The 14,266-nt window shown below is 61.9% G+C and carries 15 protein-coding genes and 1 tRNA gene; 3 read left to right on the top strand and 13 right to left on the bottom strand.

Annotation, left to right across the window (positions count from 1 at the left end; genetic code table 11):
* The first annotated feature begins 193 nt into the window (after nt 1-193).
* Nucleotides 194-595, top strand: a complete 402-nt coding sequence (locus JWV26_RS17015; RefSeq protein ID WP_021488358.1) for a quorum-sensing-regulated virulence factor family protein — start codon at nt 194-196, stop codon at nt 593-595.
* 13 nt (nt 596-608) lie between these two features.
* Here the strand turns inward: JWV26_RS17015 and JWV26_RS17010 are convergent, their stop codons facing one another.
* Nucleotides 609-803 (bottom strand): hypothetical protein, encoded by a 195-nt coding sequence (locus JWV26_RS17010; protein WP_074913219.1) that lies wholly within the window; start codon nt 801-803, stop codon nt 609-611.
* Nucleotides 804-840: 37 nt separating this feature from the next.
* Nucleotides 841-3,243 (bottom strand): phosphoketolase family protein, encoded by a 2,403-nt coding sequence (locus JWV26_RS17005; RefSeq protein WP_206417389.1) that lies wholly within the window; start codon nt 3,241-3,243, stop codon nt 841-843.
* A 124-nt stretch (nt 3,244-3,367) separates the two neighbouring features.
* On the opposite strand from JWV26_RS17005, the gene JWV26_RS17000 reads away from it, so the two are divergent.
* Complete coding sequence (locus tag JWV26_RS17000; protein ID WP_206417388.1) at nt 3,368-4,771, top strand: MBL fold metallo-hydrolase RNA specificity domain-containing protein; 1,404 nt, start codon at nt 3,368-3,370, stop codon at nt 4,769-4,771.
* A gap of 131 nt (nt 4,772-4,902) precedes the next feature.
* The gene (locus JWV26_RS16995) at nt 4,903-5,976 is read left to right on the top strand and encodes an LOG family protein (RefSeq protein WP_093049095.1); all 1,074 of its coding nucleotides are present in this window, start codon (nt 4,903-4,905) and stop codon (nt 5,974-5,976) included.
* Between the two features lie 126 nt (nt 5,977-6,102).
* On the opposite strand, the gene nadA is transcribed toward JWV26_RS16995, so the two are convergent.
* The 11 genes from nadA to ybgC all read right to left on the bottom strand — a co-directional run bounded on the left by nadA (nt 6,103) and on the right by ybgC (nt 14,221).
* Complete coding sequence (gene nadA / locus JWV26_RS16990; RefSeq protein ID WP_003241694.1) at nt 6,103-7,161, bottom strand: quinolinate synthase NadA; 1,059 nt, start codon at nt 7,159-7,161, stop codon at nt 6,103-6,105.
* Nucleotides 7,162-7,298: 137 nt separating this feature from the next.
* Nucleotides 7,299-7,374, bottom strand: a tRNA-Lys gene (locus JWV26_RS16985).
* A gap of 58 nt (nt 7,375-7,432) precedes the next feature.
* Complete coding sequence (gene queC, locus JWV26_RS16980; protein WP_206417387.1) at nt 7,433-8,107, bottom strand: 7-cyano-7-deazaguanine synthase QueC; 675 nt, start codon at nt 8,105-8,107, stop codon at nt 7,433-7,435.
* A 2-nt stretch (nt 8,108-8,109) separates the two neighbouring features.
* Complete coding sequence (gene queE / locus JWV26_RS16975; protein WP_206417386.1) at nt 8,110-8,757, bottom strand: 7-carboxy-7-deazaguanine synthase QueE; 648 nt, start codon at nt 8,755-8,757, stop codon at nt 8,110-8,112.
* Nucleotides 8,758-8,971: 214 nt separating this feature from the next.
* Nucleotides 8,972-9,784, bottom strand: coding sequence for a tol-pal system protein YbgF (ybgF, locus tag JWV26_RS16970; RefSeq protein WP_079784354.1), 813 nt, complete (start codon nt 9,782-9,784; stop codon nt 8,972-8,974).
* Nucleotides 9,785-9,790: 6 nt separating this feature from the next.
* On the bottom strand, nt 9,791-10,288 hold the full coding sequence (gene pal, locus JWV26_RS16965) for a peptidoglycan-associated lipoprotein Pal (RefSeq protein WP_003241687.1): 498 nt from the start codon (nt 10,286-10,288) through the stop codon (nt 9,791-9,793).
* Between the two features lie 54 nt (nt 10,289-10,342).
* A complete protein-coding gene (gene tolB / locus JWV26_RS16960) occupies nt 10,343-11,641 on the bottom strand; it encodes a Tol-Pal system beta propeller repeat protein TolB (protein ID WP_206417385.1) in 1,299 nt (432 codons plus the stop codon).
* A 5-nt stretch (nt 11,642-11,646) separates the two neighbouring features.
* Nucleotides 11,647-12,594: a cell envelope integrity protein TolA gene (tolA, locus tag JWV26_RS16955; RefSeq protein WP_206419227.1), complete on the bottom strand. Its 948-nt coding sequence runs from the start codon at nt 12,592-12,594 to the stop codon at nt 11,647-11,649.
* Nucleotides 12,591-13,043 carry a protein TolR gene (tolR, locus tag JWV26_RS16950; RefSeq protein WP_021488348.1) on the bottom strand — a complete coding sequence of 151 codons (453 nt, stop codon included), beginning with the start codon at nt 13,041-13,043 and terminating at the stop codon, nt 12,591-12,593. Before tolR ends, tolA begins: the two co-directional genes overlap by 4 nt.
* A gap of 27 nt (nt 13,044-13,070) precedes the next feature.
* Nucleotides 13,071-13,766 carry a protein TolQ gene (gene tolQ, locus JWV26_RS16945; protein ID WP_072422767.1) on the bottom strand — a complete coding sequence of 232 codons (696 nt, stop codon included), beginning with the start codon at nt 13,764-13,766 and terminating at the stop codon, nt 13,071-13,073.
* A gap of 2 nt (nt 13,767-13,768) precedes the next feature.
* Nucleotides 13,769-14,221, bottom strand: coding sequence for a tol-pal system-associated acyl-CoA thioesterase (gene ybgC / locus JWV26_RS16940; protein WP_074913233.1), 453 nt, complete (start codon nt 14,219-14,221; stop codon nt 13,769-13,771).
* Between the last annotated feature and the right edge of the window lie 45 nt (nt 14,222-14,266).

Raw genomic sequence — 14,266 nt, 5'->3', positions numbered from 1 at the left:
GCGGCTCAATGTCTGTGACGTGCAGGTTTGGCCGATGATCCCCGGCCTTTGGTCGTGGTGACGGGCGGCGGCCAAAGGCCAGCATGTCTCCATCGGTAACACTTTGTTTCACGCGGGCAAATGGCCAGCGGCGCGAACATTCGCTGCGACGCCCTGTCCAACCCCTCGTCCCCGCTTTCAGGAGTCACATGACATGCTGCGTTACATCCTCCCCGCTCTCGCGCTCAGCCTGATGCTTCCCACTGCCCAGGCAGCCTCGCTGAAGGAGATGGAGCTGACTCGCACCCTGGAGCAGGTCGCCCGACAGAGCAGTGAAGGCACGCCGCGGGCGATCAACGAGGACATTCTCGATCAGGGCTATACCGTGGAAGGTCACACGCTGATCAACCACCTCAGCGTGCGCGAAGCGCATGCGGCGCAGATGCGCGGCAACCCCGATACGGTGCGCAGCCAGCTCGCGGCCAGCGTCTGCCGCAATCCGGGTTATCGCAGCCTGCTGGCGCAGGGCGCGCAGCTGCGTTATCAGTTCAGCGAGTATCGCAGCAACCGTCCGGTCACCGTGGAAGTGTTCGACAAGAGCGACTGCGGTCTCTGAAGCAGGCGAAAACTCAGCCCCGTTCCGCTCGCCGCTGCGCCTCATCGGCGCGCAGCTCGGCGAGCAAGGCCTCCATATAGCGCGAACGTCGTACGCCGCCCTCGAGGCGACGTCGACATTCATCCTCCAGGCTCAGTTGATTGGTTCGCGCCGCCTGCTGAAGCATGCGATAGAGGTCCATTTCGATCTCCAGAATCAGCTTGGGCATACCTGCCTCTCCCTTCCTATCGACCCATTCAGCCGACTCAACGCAAGGAGCGAGCATCCCCCCTCCCTGCCAGAGCCGCCTGTTCCACAGCCGTCAGCCAGGCGTCGACCGATACGCCGAGCACCTCGGCCACACTCTGCAGCACGTGTGCCCAGGTACAGCCATTGGCGAACAACATGCCGGCTTCGTCGAACGTGCCACCACGGTTGCGGTAACCAAGCGCGCGGCACGTAGCGGCATCGCCCAGCACCGTCGCCAGATGCCCCAAGGCCACTTCCGGGCGCATGTGGCTAAGCAGCACGCGCCGCCGACAGGCTACCGGGAACAGCGCCTCACGCTGAGCTGCGCTGGCCACGCTGGCGGCCTCCCAGGCATCGCGCGGTACACGAAAGCGTCCCGGTTCCTGCAAGTAAATCAGACGCCAGGCCACACCCTGCTCACTCAGACGAACGGCGGCGCGGCGCATCTCGCGCAGCTGATAGCTGCCACTGGCAATCAGCAGCACTGGCTCGCCCTCGCCCTGCGCATCGACCAGCAATGCTCCATCACGGGCCAGTTGCTTAGCCTGTTCGACTGTAAAGGCGCAGGGTTGTTCACGCTTGGCTACCACCAGGCACGCAAGCCGGCCGCGCTCCTGATAGATGCCAGGCAGCAGGGCCAGCAGCGAGTTGTGATCGGCCGGCAACAGCACGCGCATGACATCGTGCATTTCGCCCAGCAGTGCCTCGCAGAAGGTGGTGTCCTGATGCGATTGCTGGTTCTTGCCGTTCTCCCAGGTGTGCGAAGTGGCCACCAGCGGCCAGCCCAGCCAGCCGGCTGGACGCCCCGCCTCCTTCTGCTGGCGTGCGAAGATCAGACTCTGGCGCACGGCGCCGAGCATCTTCACGCAAAACGCCTCGTAGCTGGCCACCAGATTCAGGCCGCCCTGATTGGCGAGACAGGCTGATACCACGGCCTCCTCATTGAGTGCGGTGATCACCGCGCCATGTAGCGACTCCAACTCGCTCTCGGGTTGGCTGACGCGATGCTTGAGCGCTGCCAGCACACCGCTCAGACGGTTGCTGGCCAATTCGTCCGGGTTGCCGACACGCGGCCGCAACTGCGGGTTGGAGCGCACCAGATCGACGAAATAACGATCCAGCGCACTCATGGGCGAACAGGGCCGATCATGAAAATGCAGCGCCGGCTGTACCGGTTGCGACGGTTGACGCCGTGCCAGCGGGTTGTCCCGTTCCAGCACACGACCCTTGCGGCTGGCGAACAGATTGCAGGCGTAGGACAACGTCTGCGGCTCTACCCACAAGGCCGCAGCATGCTGGTTGAACAGCTCGCGCGCCTGCGCGTCGAGAGCCGGGCTAGCCGGTAGCGGCAGGTTATGAGCGGCGTTGCTGCCAGCGCCGAAGAAACCATAGCCCTTGGTGGTTTCGGCAATGCCGTAGGGCATCGGCAAGGGATAACCGATCAGCTCGCGGTTGAGTTCACCCACTCGATGCGTCAGGCGCTGCTCCATCTCCCACAGCGAACAGACGAAAGCTGCCGGATCACGCCCATCGAAACTCAGGGGATCGAAGCCGCAACCGCGCAGGTGCCGACGAAACCCTTCCAGGCCCTCCAATGTACCCAGCTCAGTACGCTGCTCGATACGCCGGCCGTTAGCGATCATCACCGGTAGCGCCACGCCACAATCCTCGGCACGCCACCAGCGCGGCATCCAGTCGCTGCCGCGCTGCTCCTCGGCGGCGCCGTCGGACAGGAACGCCACCAGCTTCTCCCCCGGCAATGGCAGATGCGCGTACTGCAGCTCAGCGAAGCCGAGGTATCCGCCTTCGGCGATACCGCCAGCGGTATGCGGATTGACGTGACTGCCCAACGGCACGCCAGGGCTGCCGTCCGCCGCCTGGGCGTAGCTGTAGAAATCCGCCGCCAGGCGGCTCATGCCCGCCTCATCACAAGCGTAGCGCGCGGCCTGCTCTGGATGCTGGTTGCCGGTCAGCAGGTTCAGCGCCTCGATTGCTGCCACGCAATGGCCCTGCCCCATCAACCAGCCGCGCGTCTCACCGGTCAGGGCATTGAGTGCCAGGTAGCCGGCATAGGCCGGCACCATGTTCAGCGCGCCACCGGTATGCCCTTCCGGCACCTCCTTGAAATCATCGGCCTGCAGCGGCTGGCCATCGAACCTCACGCGTCGCGCATAGGTCATGTGCACCACCAGCCACAGACCGGCTGCGGTCAGCGAATCCAGCGCGTGCATCAGGCGGTAAACGCTCGGCAAGTCAGGCTGCAAACCGCCCTGCACCAGCTGATGGGCAAGACGAAAGACCGCAGCGCAGGTCTGCGGACTATGCTGGACAGGTCCGTGGCCAGCTTGCCAGCGGGCAAAGTCGGGGTATTGCTGGGCGTGCTGAACCAAGGTGGCAGCGTCGGGCAATAGCTGGGTCATGAGTGCTCTCCTGAATGTTTGCCTGCAGTTTAGGTATCGCTACGAGGCACCCGCTGACCTGCATCAAGACTCGCTCCGGTTCGAAGCGGCAGACTCGTCTCAAGATCACGACAAGGAAAAAACCATGGCTCTGCTCACTTTTCTCGGCGCGATTCAACAGGTCACCGGCTCCTGTTACCTGGTGGAAAGCCGCGATGGCGCCAAGGTGCTTCTCGAATGCGGCATGCATCAGGGACGCCGCCAGGAAGAGGATCTGAACCGCAGTGCATTTCCTTTCGACCCGAGCAGCCTGGATGCGGTGGTGATCTCCCACGCCCACCTCGATCACAGCGGGCTGCTGCCGCGCCTGGTCGCCGAAGGCTATCGCGGCCCGATCCACGCCACCGAGGCCAGCTGCGAACTGCTCGAGCTGATGCTGCTGGATTCGGCCTTCCTGCAGGAGAAGGACGCCGAATGGGAAAACCGCTGGCGCGCACGCCAGGGCAAGCCGGCGGTCAAGCCGCTATACACCATCGCCAATGCCGAGCAGGCGCTCAGCCAGCGCCGCGCGCATGCCTACGGCACAGCGGTCGAGGTTGCCAAGGGCGTGCAGGTCACCTTCCACAATGCCGGCCATATCCTCGGCTCGGCCATCGTCGAGATGCAGGTAGAGGATCACCATTTGCACCGTCATCTGGTGTTCTCCGGCGACCTGGGCAACACCTGCTCGCCGCTGATGCAAGCGCCGACGCAACTGAACCAGGCAGATGTGCTGCTGATGGAGTCGACCTACGGCGACCGTGACCATCGCCCCAGCGACGAAACCCTGGAGGAGCTGGCCGACATCCTGCAACAGGCGCACAAGGAAGGCGGCAACGTGCTGATCCCGTCGTTCGCCGTCGGCCGCACCCAGGATCTGATCTATTACCTTGGCCGCTTCTATCAGGAAGGCCGTCTGCCACAGCAGGCCGTGTTCCTCGACAGTCCCATGGCGATCCGCGCCAACGCCATCTACAGCCGCTTTCATGACCAGTTCGCGGCTACCGATCGCGCGGCACTGGCAGCCAAGGGTGTCAAGCGAGTCGAGGACTGGCTGCCAGTGTTGCGCTGCACGCCAACCGCCGAAGAATCGATGTCTATCAACCGGATCAAGAGCGGCGCGATCATCATCGCCGGTGCCGGCATGTGCAATGGTGGGCGTATCGTCCATCACTTCAAGCACAATCTCTGGCGCGAGAACTGCCACCTGGTATTCCCCGGTTTCCAGGCCAAGGGCACGCTGGGTCGTTTGATCGTCGACGGTGCGGAAACGGTCAAGGTGCTGCACCAGCGCATCGCGGTGAAGGCCAAGGTGCATACCCTGGGCGGTTTCTCCGCGCACGCCGGGCAAACGCAACTGCTCGACTGGGCCAGCCGGTTCGCGCATCACCCCGAGCTGTACCTGGTGCACGGTGAGCTGGAGAAGATGCAGGCCCTGCAAGCCGCTCTGCGCGAACGCCTGAACTGGATCGCCAACATTCCCGAACCCGGTGAACAGATCGCCCTGTAATCGGCGCTTACGAAAAGCTGGCAACGAAACGGCAGACTGCCTGTGGCAAGCTGCTCAACACTCCATAATCAAGGAACCGGCCACCGCGAGAGGCTACTCGCCTCTCACAGGCCAAGAAGAGGAGAGTTTCCATGCCCTTTGAACCGGACGACTATCTGTCGCGCCACGTGCAAACCAGCGAGGTCGACCTGAGCAGCAAGGTGGAGGAGCTGGTAGCTCTGGCAACCCCGAGCAACAGCCCCAACCTGGCGTTGTACCGTGAAATGCTCACCACGGTGATCCATATGGCCCAGGCGGATCGTAACCGCTGGGACGCCAAGATCATGATGCAGACCCTGCGTGAGATGGAGCATGCCTTCGGCGTGCTGGAACAACTGAAACGGCGACGCAAGGTCACGGTATTCGGCTCGGCACGAACACCACCCGATCATCCTCTGTACAGGCAGGCTCGCGAGCTCGGCGCATTACTGGCATATCGCGATCTGATGGTGGTCACGGGTGCCGGTGGCGGCATCATGGCAGCAGCCCATGAAGGCGCCGGTGCGGAAAGCAGCCTGGGCTTCAATATCACCCTGCCCTTCGAACAAACCGCCAACGCGACCATGCGCGGTAGCCATCACCTGCTGTCGTTCCACTTCTTCTTTCTGCGCAAGCTGTTCTTCGTCAAGGAGGCCGATGGCCTGGTGCTGTGCCCCGGCGGTTTCGGCACCCTCGACGAAGCGCTGGAAGTGCTGACCCTGATCCAGACCGGCAAGAGCCCGCTGGTGCCCGTGGTACTGCTCGACCAACCGGGCGGTAGCTACTGGGAAGATGCACTGGGCTTCATCCGTCGTCAGCTTGGCGATAACGGCTATATCCTGCCTACCGATCTCAACCTGATGCACCTGGTCTACAGCGCCGAAGAGGCGGTGGATGAAATCGCGCGCTTCTACCGCAACTTCCACTCCAGCCGCTGGCTCAAGGATCGCTTCGTGATTCGCCTCAATCATCCGCTCAACGAGGCAACTCTGGCCAAGCTGGACAGTGACTTCGCCAGCCTGTGCAAGGAAGGTGGCTTTACCCAACAACCCTACTGCGAGCAGGAGCGCGACGAACCGGAACTGTGCCACCTGACCCGTCTGGCTTTTGCCTTCAACGGTCGCGACTATGGCCGCCTGCGCGCGCTGCTCAATGTAGTCAACGAGCCGGAGAATTGGGCAACCTGAGCTGACGTGCTGCCGTAGCCCGGATGGCATCCGGGGGTACTGAGCTCTCGCCATTCCCGGATGGCATCCGGGCCACGTAAAGCAAGAAGCCCAGCATTGGCTGGGCTTCTTCTTACTGCATGCCTATCAGGCGTTACCGGCGACCTTCATCCGCGCCGCCTGGGTGAAATCGAGCATGCGCTTGAGCGGCTTGATCGCCTTGGGAATCAGCGCCGGGTCGACATGAATCTCGCCGGAGCCCTGACGCAAGCCGGTCAGCACGCGCTCCAGCGTATTCATCGCCATCCACGGGCAGTGCGCGCAGCTACGGCAGGCGGCGCCATTGCCGGCGGTTGGCGCCTCGATAAAGGTCTTGTCCGGGCATAGCTGCTGCATCTTGTAGAAGATGCCGCGGTCGGTGGCGACGATGAAGGTGGAATTCGGCAGGGTCTGCGCCGCCTTGATCAACTGGCTGGTGGAGCCAACCGCATCGGCCAGTTCGACCACGTTCTGCGGCGATTCCGGGTGCACCAGGATGGCGGCGTCCGGGTAGAGTGCCTTCATGTCCAGCAGCTGCTTGGACTTGAATTCCTCATGCACGATGCAGGCGCCATCCCACAGCAGCATGTCGGCGCCGGTCTCGCGCTGGATGTAGTTGCCCAGATGCTTGTCCGGCGCCCAGATGATGGTCTCGCCGTTGTCCATCAGGCTCTCGACGATCTCCAGCGCGCAGCTGGAGGTCACCACCCAGTCGGCACGCGCCTTCACCGCTGCCGAGGTGTTGGCGTAAACCACCACGGTGCGCTCCGGGTGCTGGTCGCAAAAAGCCGAGAACTCGTCCACCGGGCAACCCAGATCCAGCGAGCAGGTCGCCTCCAGGGTCGGCATCAACACGCGCTTTTCCGGGTTGAGGATCTTCGCCGTCTCGCCCATGAACTTGACCCCGGCCACCACCACGGTCTGAGCCGGGTGCTGATTGCCGAAGCGGGCCATTTCCAGGGAGTCGGAAACGCAGCCACCGGTTTCCTCGGCCAGCGCCTGGATCACCGGATCACAGTAGTAGTGCGCCACCAGCACCGCGTTCTGCTTCTTCAGCTCAGCGGCGATTTCGCGGCGATAGAAGGCCTCCTCCTCGGCGGTCAGCGGCTTGGGCTGTTTGGCATCGAGGTGGGCTTGAACCAGAAGGCGTTCGGAAATCTGCGTCATATCATCGAACCTGCGGCGCTCTTGAGCGAGCTGCGAGTATACCCCCTGGTTGCCCATCACCACAGGCGGGGCAGTATCGGCCAGAGGGCTTTTCCGAGAGCAAAAAAAAGCCAGTCTCACGACTGGCTTTTGCGATCTGGTGGGTCGTGTAGGATTCGAACCTACGACCAATTGGTTAAAAGCCAACTGCTCTACCAACTGAGCTAACGACCCAACGCGAGGCGCATGATACTGATTTAATTCAGGAAATCAACACTTCGCGAAAACTTTTTCAGAAGTAGCGCGTCGCATCAGGCACACCGGCAGCAGCGAAACCGGCTGCACGCAGGCGGCAGCTGTCGCACTTGCCACAGGCGCGGCCGTCATCATCGGCCTGGTAGCAGGAGACCGTGAGTGCGTAATCCACGCCCAGGCGCATACCGGCCTGGATGATCTCGCCCTTGCTCATTTGCTGCAGCGGTGCGCGGATGACAAAGCCCTGCCCTTCCACACCCGCCTTGGTCGCCAGGTTGGCCATACGCTCGAAGGCGTCGACGAACTCGGGACGGCAATCCGGGTAGCCCGAGTAATCAACCGCATTGACGCCAATGAAGATATCACGCGCTTCAAGCACCTCAGCCCAGCCCAAGGCCAGCGCCAGGAACACCGTGTTGCGTGCTGGCACGTAGGTGGCGGGAATGCCTTCGGAGGGTGATTCGGGCACGGCGATGCTGCTATCGGTCAACGCCGAACCACCGATACCATTGAGGTTCAGGCCGATCACCTTGTGCTCGACCACGCCCAGCTGCCGCGCCACACGCTCGGCTGCCTGCAACTCGGCGCGATGACGCTGCCCATAGTCGAAGCTCATGCTGTAGCAGCTGTAGCCCTCGGCCTTGGCCATGGCGACCACGGTGGCCGAGTCCAGGCCACCGGAAAGGAGGATGACCGCTTTCTTGTCGTTCATGTTCAGTGTCCCGGCTCATCGTTCCAGAGAATCTTGTGCAGCTGCAATTGCAGGCGTACGGGCAGGTTGTCAGCCACGATCCAGTCTGCCAGCGCACGTGCATCGACCTGTTTGTGGCTGGGCGAGAACAGCACCTCACCGGCACGAGCAGCCAGGTCATACTCGATCAATTTGGATACTGCCCAGTCGTAGTCTTCACGCGAGCAGATGACGAACTTGGCCTGATCGTTTCGTGTCAGCCACTCGATGTTCTCGTAGCGATTGCGCTGCACTTCGGCAGAGCCAGGCGTCTTCAGATCGAGCACCTTGCTGACCCGTGCATCGACCGCTGAGACATCAAGCGCACCACTGGTTTCCAGCGATACCTCGTAACCGGCATCGCACAGGCGCGCAAGCAGAGGGATACAGTTGGGTTGAGCCAGCGGCTCGCCGCCGGTGACGCAGATGTAGCGCGGCCGATAGGCGGCCACCTGGTCGAGGATACTGTCCAGCGTGACGATCTCGCCGCCACTGAAGGCATAGGCGGTGTCACAGTACTGACAGCGCAGGGGGCAGCCGGTAAGGCGCACGAATACCGTCGGCAAGCCAGCGGTACGCGTTTCCCCCTGCAACGAGTAGAAAATCTCGGTGATGCGCAGGGTTTCTTGCATGGTAGCCACGAGCGTGATGACGAAACAGGCCATCCGCTTCCGTTGCGTGGAAAGACAGGAACGCCGGCAGCGGCCGACGTTCGACAAGGCATGGCGACAAGGACATCAGCCGAGCTGAAACCCCACCTCGCATGCGAGCGCTCATTCTAATGGATCACGTGAGGCCAGATAAGAAAAACCCGCGACGAGCGCGGGTTTTTCGTCAATTGCTGGCTTACAGCCGCTGCAAGTCGCGCTGGGCCAATTGCGCGGCCGAACTGCCAGGATACTGGGCGATGACCTGCTGCAGAATGCCGCGCGCCTTGTCGTTGTTGCCCAGGCGACGCTCGACGTCGGCCAGCTTGAACAGCGAATCCGGCACCTTGGCGTGACTCGGATAGGCCTGGCTGACCTTGGCAAAGGCTTGACCGGCTGCTTGCAGATCACCCTTGGCCAGGTTCACTTCGCCCAGCCAATACTGCGCGTTACCCGCGTACTGGCTGTTGGGATAACGATTGAGAAAGGCGCTAAACGCCTGCGACGCCTTGTCGAAGTCCTTGGCCTTGATCAGGTCAAAGGCAGCGTCGTAATAGAGTTTTTCCTTGGCCGGATCACCCGGCTCGGCGCTGGCCTGCTGCTGTGCGGCAGGTGGCGTCGGGGTGCCATTGGCGTTTACCGCGCCATCGGCTGAATTCTGTGCGGGAGCTCCACCGGCAGCGGCGCCGGAGGAAATGCGTTGGTCCAGATCCTGGTAACGCTCCAGGCCTTCCTGCTTGAGGCGCTGGATTTCATTCTGCTGCTCTTCGACCATGCCACGCAGCTGCGCAATTTCCTGCTGCATCTGCTCAAGCTGGTTGAACAGCATGCCCTGCGCAGAAGCGGGTGCTTGCGCACCCGCTCCGGCGTAGGCGCCGGCCGTACCATAACCCGCCGGTGGATAGCTGCTGCCCTGTTGCATGGAGCTGCTTTCCAGTACGGGAACCTCCGCCATCGCCGCAAGCGGCAAGGCGAGTGTCAGAAGGGTCAGGATACGGCGGCAATCTCGCATGGCAGCTTACTTACGCAGCTCTACGCGACGGTTCTGAGCCCAGGACTGCTCGTCGTTGCCAGTGGCAACCGGACGCTCTTCGCCGTAGGAAACCAGTTCCAGCTGAGCCGGGGAAACGCCCTGCAGAACCAGGTAGCGTTGAACGGCCTTGGCACGACGCTCGCCCAGAGCCATGTTGTACTCACGGGTACCGCGCTCGTCAGCGTGGCCTTCCAGAACGACGCGAGCGCCGTTGCCTTTCAGGTCCTTGGCGTGTACGTCCAGAGCGCGCATGGCTTCGGCCTTCAGGTCGGAGCTGTCGTACTCGAAGTAGAAGGTGGTGATAGCGCGCAGAGCAGCTTCTTCGCTCAGGCTGCCATCAACAGCGCCAGTGTTGGCACCGTAGCCAGCGTTCGGGTCAACAGCGCCTTCGCCAGCAGCGTCGCCGCCTTTGGAGGAGCAACCTACAGCAACGGCGAGAGCCAGGGACAGTGCAGCGAACTTACCGAATTTCAGCATTTCCATCATGTAACTCCTAATGAACCCCAGTTGTGTTAAGCAAAAAGGTGTAGCGCCGCATCAGTTCAGGTAAGGGGACCAAGAAGGCTCTCGAACTTCGCCTTGAGCGGTAGGAAGAGGGAGCCTCACGCGTCCATTGGTGGACGCCAACATCAAGACTCCCCGGCCCTGCTGGCGGGTGGCGTAGATTAGCATGGTGCCATTGGGCGCAACAGTGGGCGACTCATCCAAACTTGTGTCTGAAAGAATACGCAAACGGTTGGTTTCCAGGTCCTGTGCAGCCACCTTGAACACGGTGAAGCCATCCTGACGATGAATCATCACCAGGGTCTTCTCATCAGCCGACAATTTCGGGTTGGCGTTGTAGTTACCGACGAAGGTCACTCGCTCCACAGCCCCGCTATTGATGTTGGTCTTGTAGATCTGCGGCTTACCCGCACGATCCGAGGTGAAGTAAAGGGTCTGACCGTCCTTACCCCAGAAGGGTTCGGTATCGATGGCGTAATGGTTGGTAATACGGCGCATCTGCCGGCTGCCCATATCCATCACGTAGATTTCCGGGTTGCCATCGCGCGACAGCACGAAGGCCAAGCGATTGCCATCCGGCGACCAGGCCGGCGCGCCATTGAGGCCTTCGAAGTTGGTGATCTGCTCACGACGCCCGGTGTCGATGTGCTGGACGAAGATGCGCGGGCGACGCTGCTCGAACGACACGTATGCGATACGGCGGCCATCCGGCGCGAACGACGGCGACAGGATCGGCTCGCGCGATTGCAGCAAGGTCACCGCACGGGCACCGTCGTAGTCGGAACGCTGCAGGGTGTAACGGGTGTTGTTGGTGCCCATGCGCTCGGCAGTGACATACAGCAGGCGCGTGGAGAATGCTCCCTTGACGCCGGTGAGCTTCTCGAACGACTGGTCGGCGATATGGTGAGCCATATCGCGCAACTGATCGGTGCCACCACCGACATTGCCGGTCATGACCTGTTGCTCGGTACTGACGTTGAACAGCGCGTACTGAATCTGCAAGCGGCCACCATTGGGCACGATATTGCCGACCAGTACGTATTGGGCGCCGAGCGCTTTCCAGTCGCGGTAGATCACTTCGCGGGCCTGGGTCGGCAGGCTGATCATGTTTTGCCGCGGGATCGGTTCGAAGTAGCCGGAGTTGCGCAGGTCGTTGCCGATGATCTGCGACATGTCTTCAGGCAGTACCGAACCACCCTGCCAACCGAACGGCACGACAGCAATGGGTGTGGCGCGGTCAGCGCCCTGGGAGATCACCAGCGGGTCGGCCGCCTGGACGCTACCGACCAGCATGACCAGCCCCAGCAGGGCGATACGAATCAGGTTGTTCACAGAGCTCAATCCTCCGGTTTGAAAATAACGCGTCGCTGCCTGTACATACGGTCGAAGGTAGCGCGATCCAATTGTTGCATCTCGGGAATACGCCCGACGTTACGCACAGCTGCAACGGCCGAGCTGTCGAACGGTGCATCGCCACTGGAGCGCGATACACTGGCGTTGGTCACGGTGCCATCGGGCAGCATCTGGATCAGCAACTCGACGCTCATGCCTCGACGCGCCGACATCGGCCGCTGCCAGTTCTCGGTGATCAGCTTGATGATCAGATCATCGAGGTTGCCGGCCACCTGGTCACCATGAGTCTCGGCCAGCGCCTGCTGGTTCTGCACATTGTCCGACAGCAGCTCGGCCAACGCTGCCGCCTTCTGATCCTCGGCGGCCTTGCGCCGTGCATCCTCGGCGGCTTTCTTCTTCGCAGCTTCGGCGGCTGCCGCTTTTTTCTTGGCCTCTTCTGCAGCGGCCTTCTTCTTGGCCTCTTCAGCGGCTTTCTTCTTCGCCTCTTCCTCGGCGCGCTTCTTGGCGATATCCGCCTGACGCTTCTGCTCAGCGGCCTTATCGGCCTCGGCTTTCTTCGCCGCCTCGGCCTTTCGAGCTTCTTCGGCCTGCTTTTGTTCCTCGGCTTTCTTGGCCGCTGCTACCTTCTGCGCTTCGGCCTGGGCCTGCTTCTGCTCCTCGGCTTTCTTCTGTTCCAGCCGCTCGGTCTCGAACTGCGGCGCCGAGGTCTTCTGCGCCTCGCCTGCAACCTTTTGCGTGGTCTGCGTAGTGGCCTGGCTCTGTGACTGCAACTGATACAGCGTAGCCTGCACCACTGGGCGCGCCGGTGGCAGCTCCGGGGTGAAGGCGAAGCTGACGAACAGCATGGCGAACATCAGGACATGCAGACCCACCGCCCAAACCACGGGCCAGAAGTAGCTTTCCGATTGCGAACGCTCGGCTTGCTGCATCAGGGAGCCTCGGTAATCAGTCCGACGTTGCCCACGTCGGCCTGCTGCAGACCGCCCATGGCCGACATCACAGTGCCGTAATCAACCGTGCGATCACCGCGCACGAATACCTGCACCTGCTTACCCTGACGACGGTTCTCGGCAATGATCGCCGACACGGCCTGAGTCATCTGCTCGAGGGTCGAGGCACGCTCCTGCTCGGTGTCGACGTCGACCTCGCTGCCCATGTTCCAGTAGTAGGTCTTGTCGGCCTTGATGGAGATGGTTAGTACCTGCGCGTCGTTGTCCTGCGGCAGCGCTTCACTGCTGACCTTGGGCAGATCGACCTTGACGCCCTGATTGAGCATCGGCGCGGTGACCATGAAGATGACCAGCAGTACCAACATCACGTCGATGTAGGGCACCACGTTCATCTCGGCGACCGGTTTGCGTCTGTTGCGAATTCTCGCCATGGTTAAAACCTGTCCTCTTCGCTCGCCTTAGTCTTCCGAGGTGTGCACTTTGCGGTGCAGGATGGCCTGGAACTCGTCGGCGAAGGTGTAGTAACGACCGATCAGCATCTCGCTGCGGGCAGAGAAACGGTTGTAGGCAATGACCGCCGGAATCGCCGCGAACAGGCCGATGGCAGTGGCGATCAGCGCTTCGGCAATACCCGGCGCGACGGTAGCCAGCGTGGCTTGCTGCACCTGGGCCAGGCCGCGGAAGGAGTTCATAATGCCCCATACGGTACCGAACAGGCCGATGTACGGGCTGGTGGAGCCGACAGTGGCGAGAAACGGCAGCGCGGTTTCCAGCTTCTCTTCCTCGCGGGAAATGGCCACACGCATGGCACGCGCCACGCCGTCCATCACCGCATCCGGATCTACGCCCTGCTGCTGACGCAGACGGGAGAATTCCTTGAAGCCGGCACGGAAGATCTGCTCCAGACCGGAATCCGGATCGGGGTTGCTGCCGGCCTGGCGATACAGCTTGGACAGGTCGATGCCGGACCAGAAACGATCCTCGAAGTTGTCCAGAGCACGCTTGGCGGCGCGGATGGCATTGCTGCGCTGGAAGATCATCACCCAGGAAATGACCGAGGCGGCCACCAGGGTCAGCATCACCAGCTGAACCAACAGACTGGCGTTACTGATCAGACTCCACATCGACATATGGTCAACGGCGTTAGCTTCCACGCTTACTCTCCTGCTGCAATTGGACCCGGCGCCTGCGTCCCGGCGAACGCGTGTCGCAGGGTTTCGGGGATAGCCCGGGGTTTCAAGTTGTCGGCGCGCACACAGGCCACCAGGAACTGCCCTTCGCAGAGCAGCGCATCATCCGCAGCCCGCCTGACCTGTTGACGAAAGCGCAGGCTGGCACGGTTCAATTCGATCACTTCGGCGCTGATCACCAGTTCGTCATCCAGGCGCGCCGGCGCGTGATAACGCGCCTCGGCCGAATGCACGACGAACAACAGGCCCTCACCGGCAAGCGTCGACTGGGCATAACCCAGCTCACGCAGGCGCTCGGTGCGAGCCCGCTCCATGAATTTGAGGTAGTTGACGTAGTAGACGATGCCGCCCGCATCGGTATCTTCGTAATAGACCCGGCAGTGGTGGCTGAACGGCTGGACTCCGTTTTGCGCGCGCATACTCTAGTCCCCGGCCTGCTGCTTGCCAATCCGGGCTGGTAACAA

Origin of the sequence: Ectopseudomonas toyotomiensis (assembly GCF_017167985.1) — a bacterium.
GTDB classification, from domain to species: Bacteria; Pseudomonadota; Gammaproteobacteria; order Pseudomonadales; family Pseudomonadaceae; genus Aquipseudomonas; species Aquipseudomonas toyotomiensis.
The sequence above is the reverse complement of the archived record's forward strand: the minus strand, read 5'-3'. Positions and strand labels throughout refer to the sequence as shown.

What these genes read in the sequence shown, in the direction of transcription:
- nadA (WP_003241694.1), bottom strand. Translation starts at nt 7,161, where the DNA reads ATGACGCAGATTTCCGAACGCCTTCTGGTTCAAGCCCACCTCGATGCC.
- pal (WP_003241687.1), bottom strand. Translation starts at nt 10,288, where the DNA reads ATGGAAATGCTGAAATTCGGTAAGTTCGCTGCACTGTCCCTGGCTCTC.
- queE (WP_206417386.1), bottom strand. Translation starts at nt 8,757, where the DNA reads ATGCAAGAAACCCTGCGCATCACCGAGATTTTCTACTCGTTGCAGGGG.
- tolR (WP_021488348.1), bottom strand. Translation starts at nt 13,043, where the DNA reads ATGGCGAGAATTCGCAACAGACGCAAACCGGTCGCCGAGATGAACGTG.
- JWV26_RS17010 (WP_074913219.1), bottom strand. Translation starts at nt 803, where the DNA reads ATGCCCAAGCTGATTCTGGAGATCGAAATGGACCTCTATCGCATGCTT.
- JWV26_RS16995 (WP_093049095.1), top strand. Translation starts at nt 4,903, where the DNA reads ATGCCCTTTGAACCGGACGACTATCTGTCGCGCCACGTGCAAACCAGC.
- ybgF (WP_079784354.1), bottom strand. Translation starts at nt 9,784, where the DNA reads ATGCGAGATTGCCGCCGTATCCTGACCCTTCTGACACTCGCCTTGCCG.
- queC (WP_206417387.1), bottom strand. Translation starts at nt 8,107, where the DNA reads ATGAACGACAAGAAAGCGGTCATCCTCCTTTCCGGTGGCCTGGACTCG.
- JWV26_RS17015 (WP_021488358.1), top strand. Translation starts at nt 194, where the DNA reads ATGCTGCGTTACATCCTCCCCGCTCTCGCGCTCAGCCTGATGCTTCCC.
- ybgC (WP_074913233.1), bottom strand. Translation starts at nt 14,221, where the DNA reads ATGCGCGCGCAAAACGGAGTCCAGCCGTTCAGCCACCACTGCCGGGTC.
- JWV26_RS17000 (WP_206417388.1), top strand. Translation starts at nt 3,368, where the DNA reads ATGGCTCTGCTCACTTTTCTCGGCGCGATTCAACAGGTCACCGGCTCC.
- JWV26_RS17005 (WP_206417389.1), bottom strand. Translation starts at nt 3,243, where the DNA reads ATGACCCAGCTATTGCCCGACGCTGCCACCTTGGTTCAGCACGCCCAG.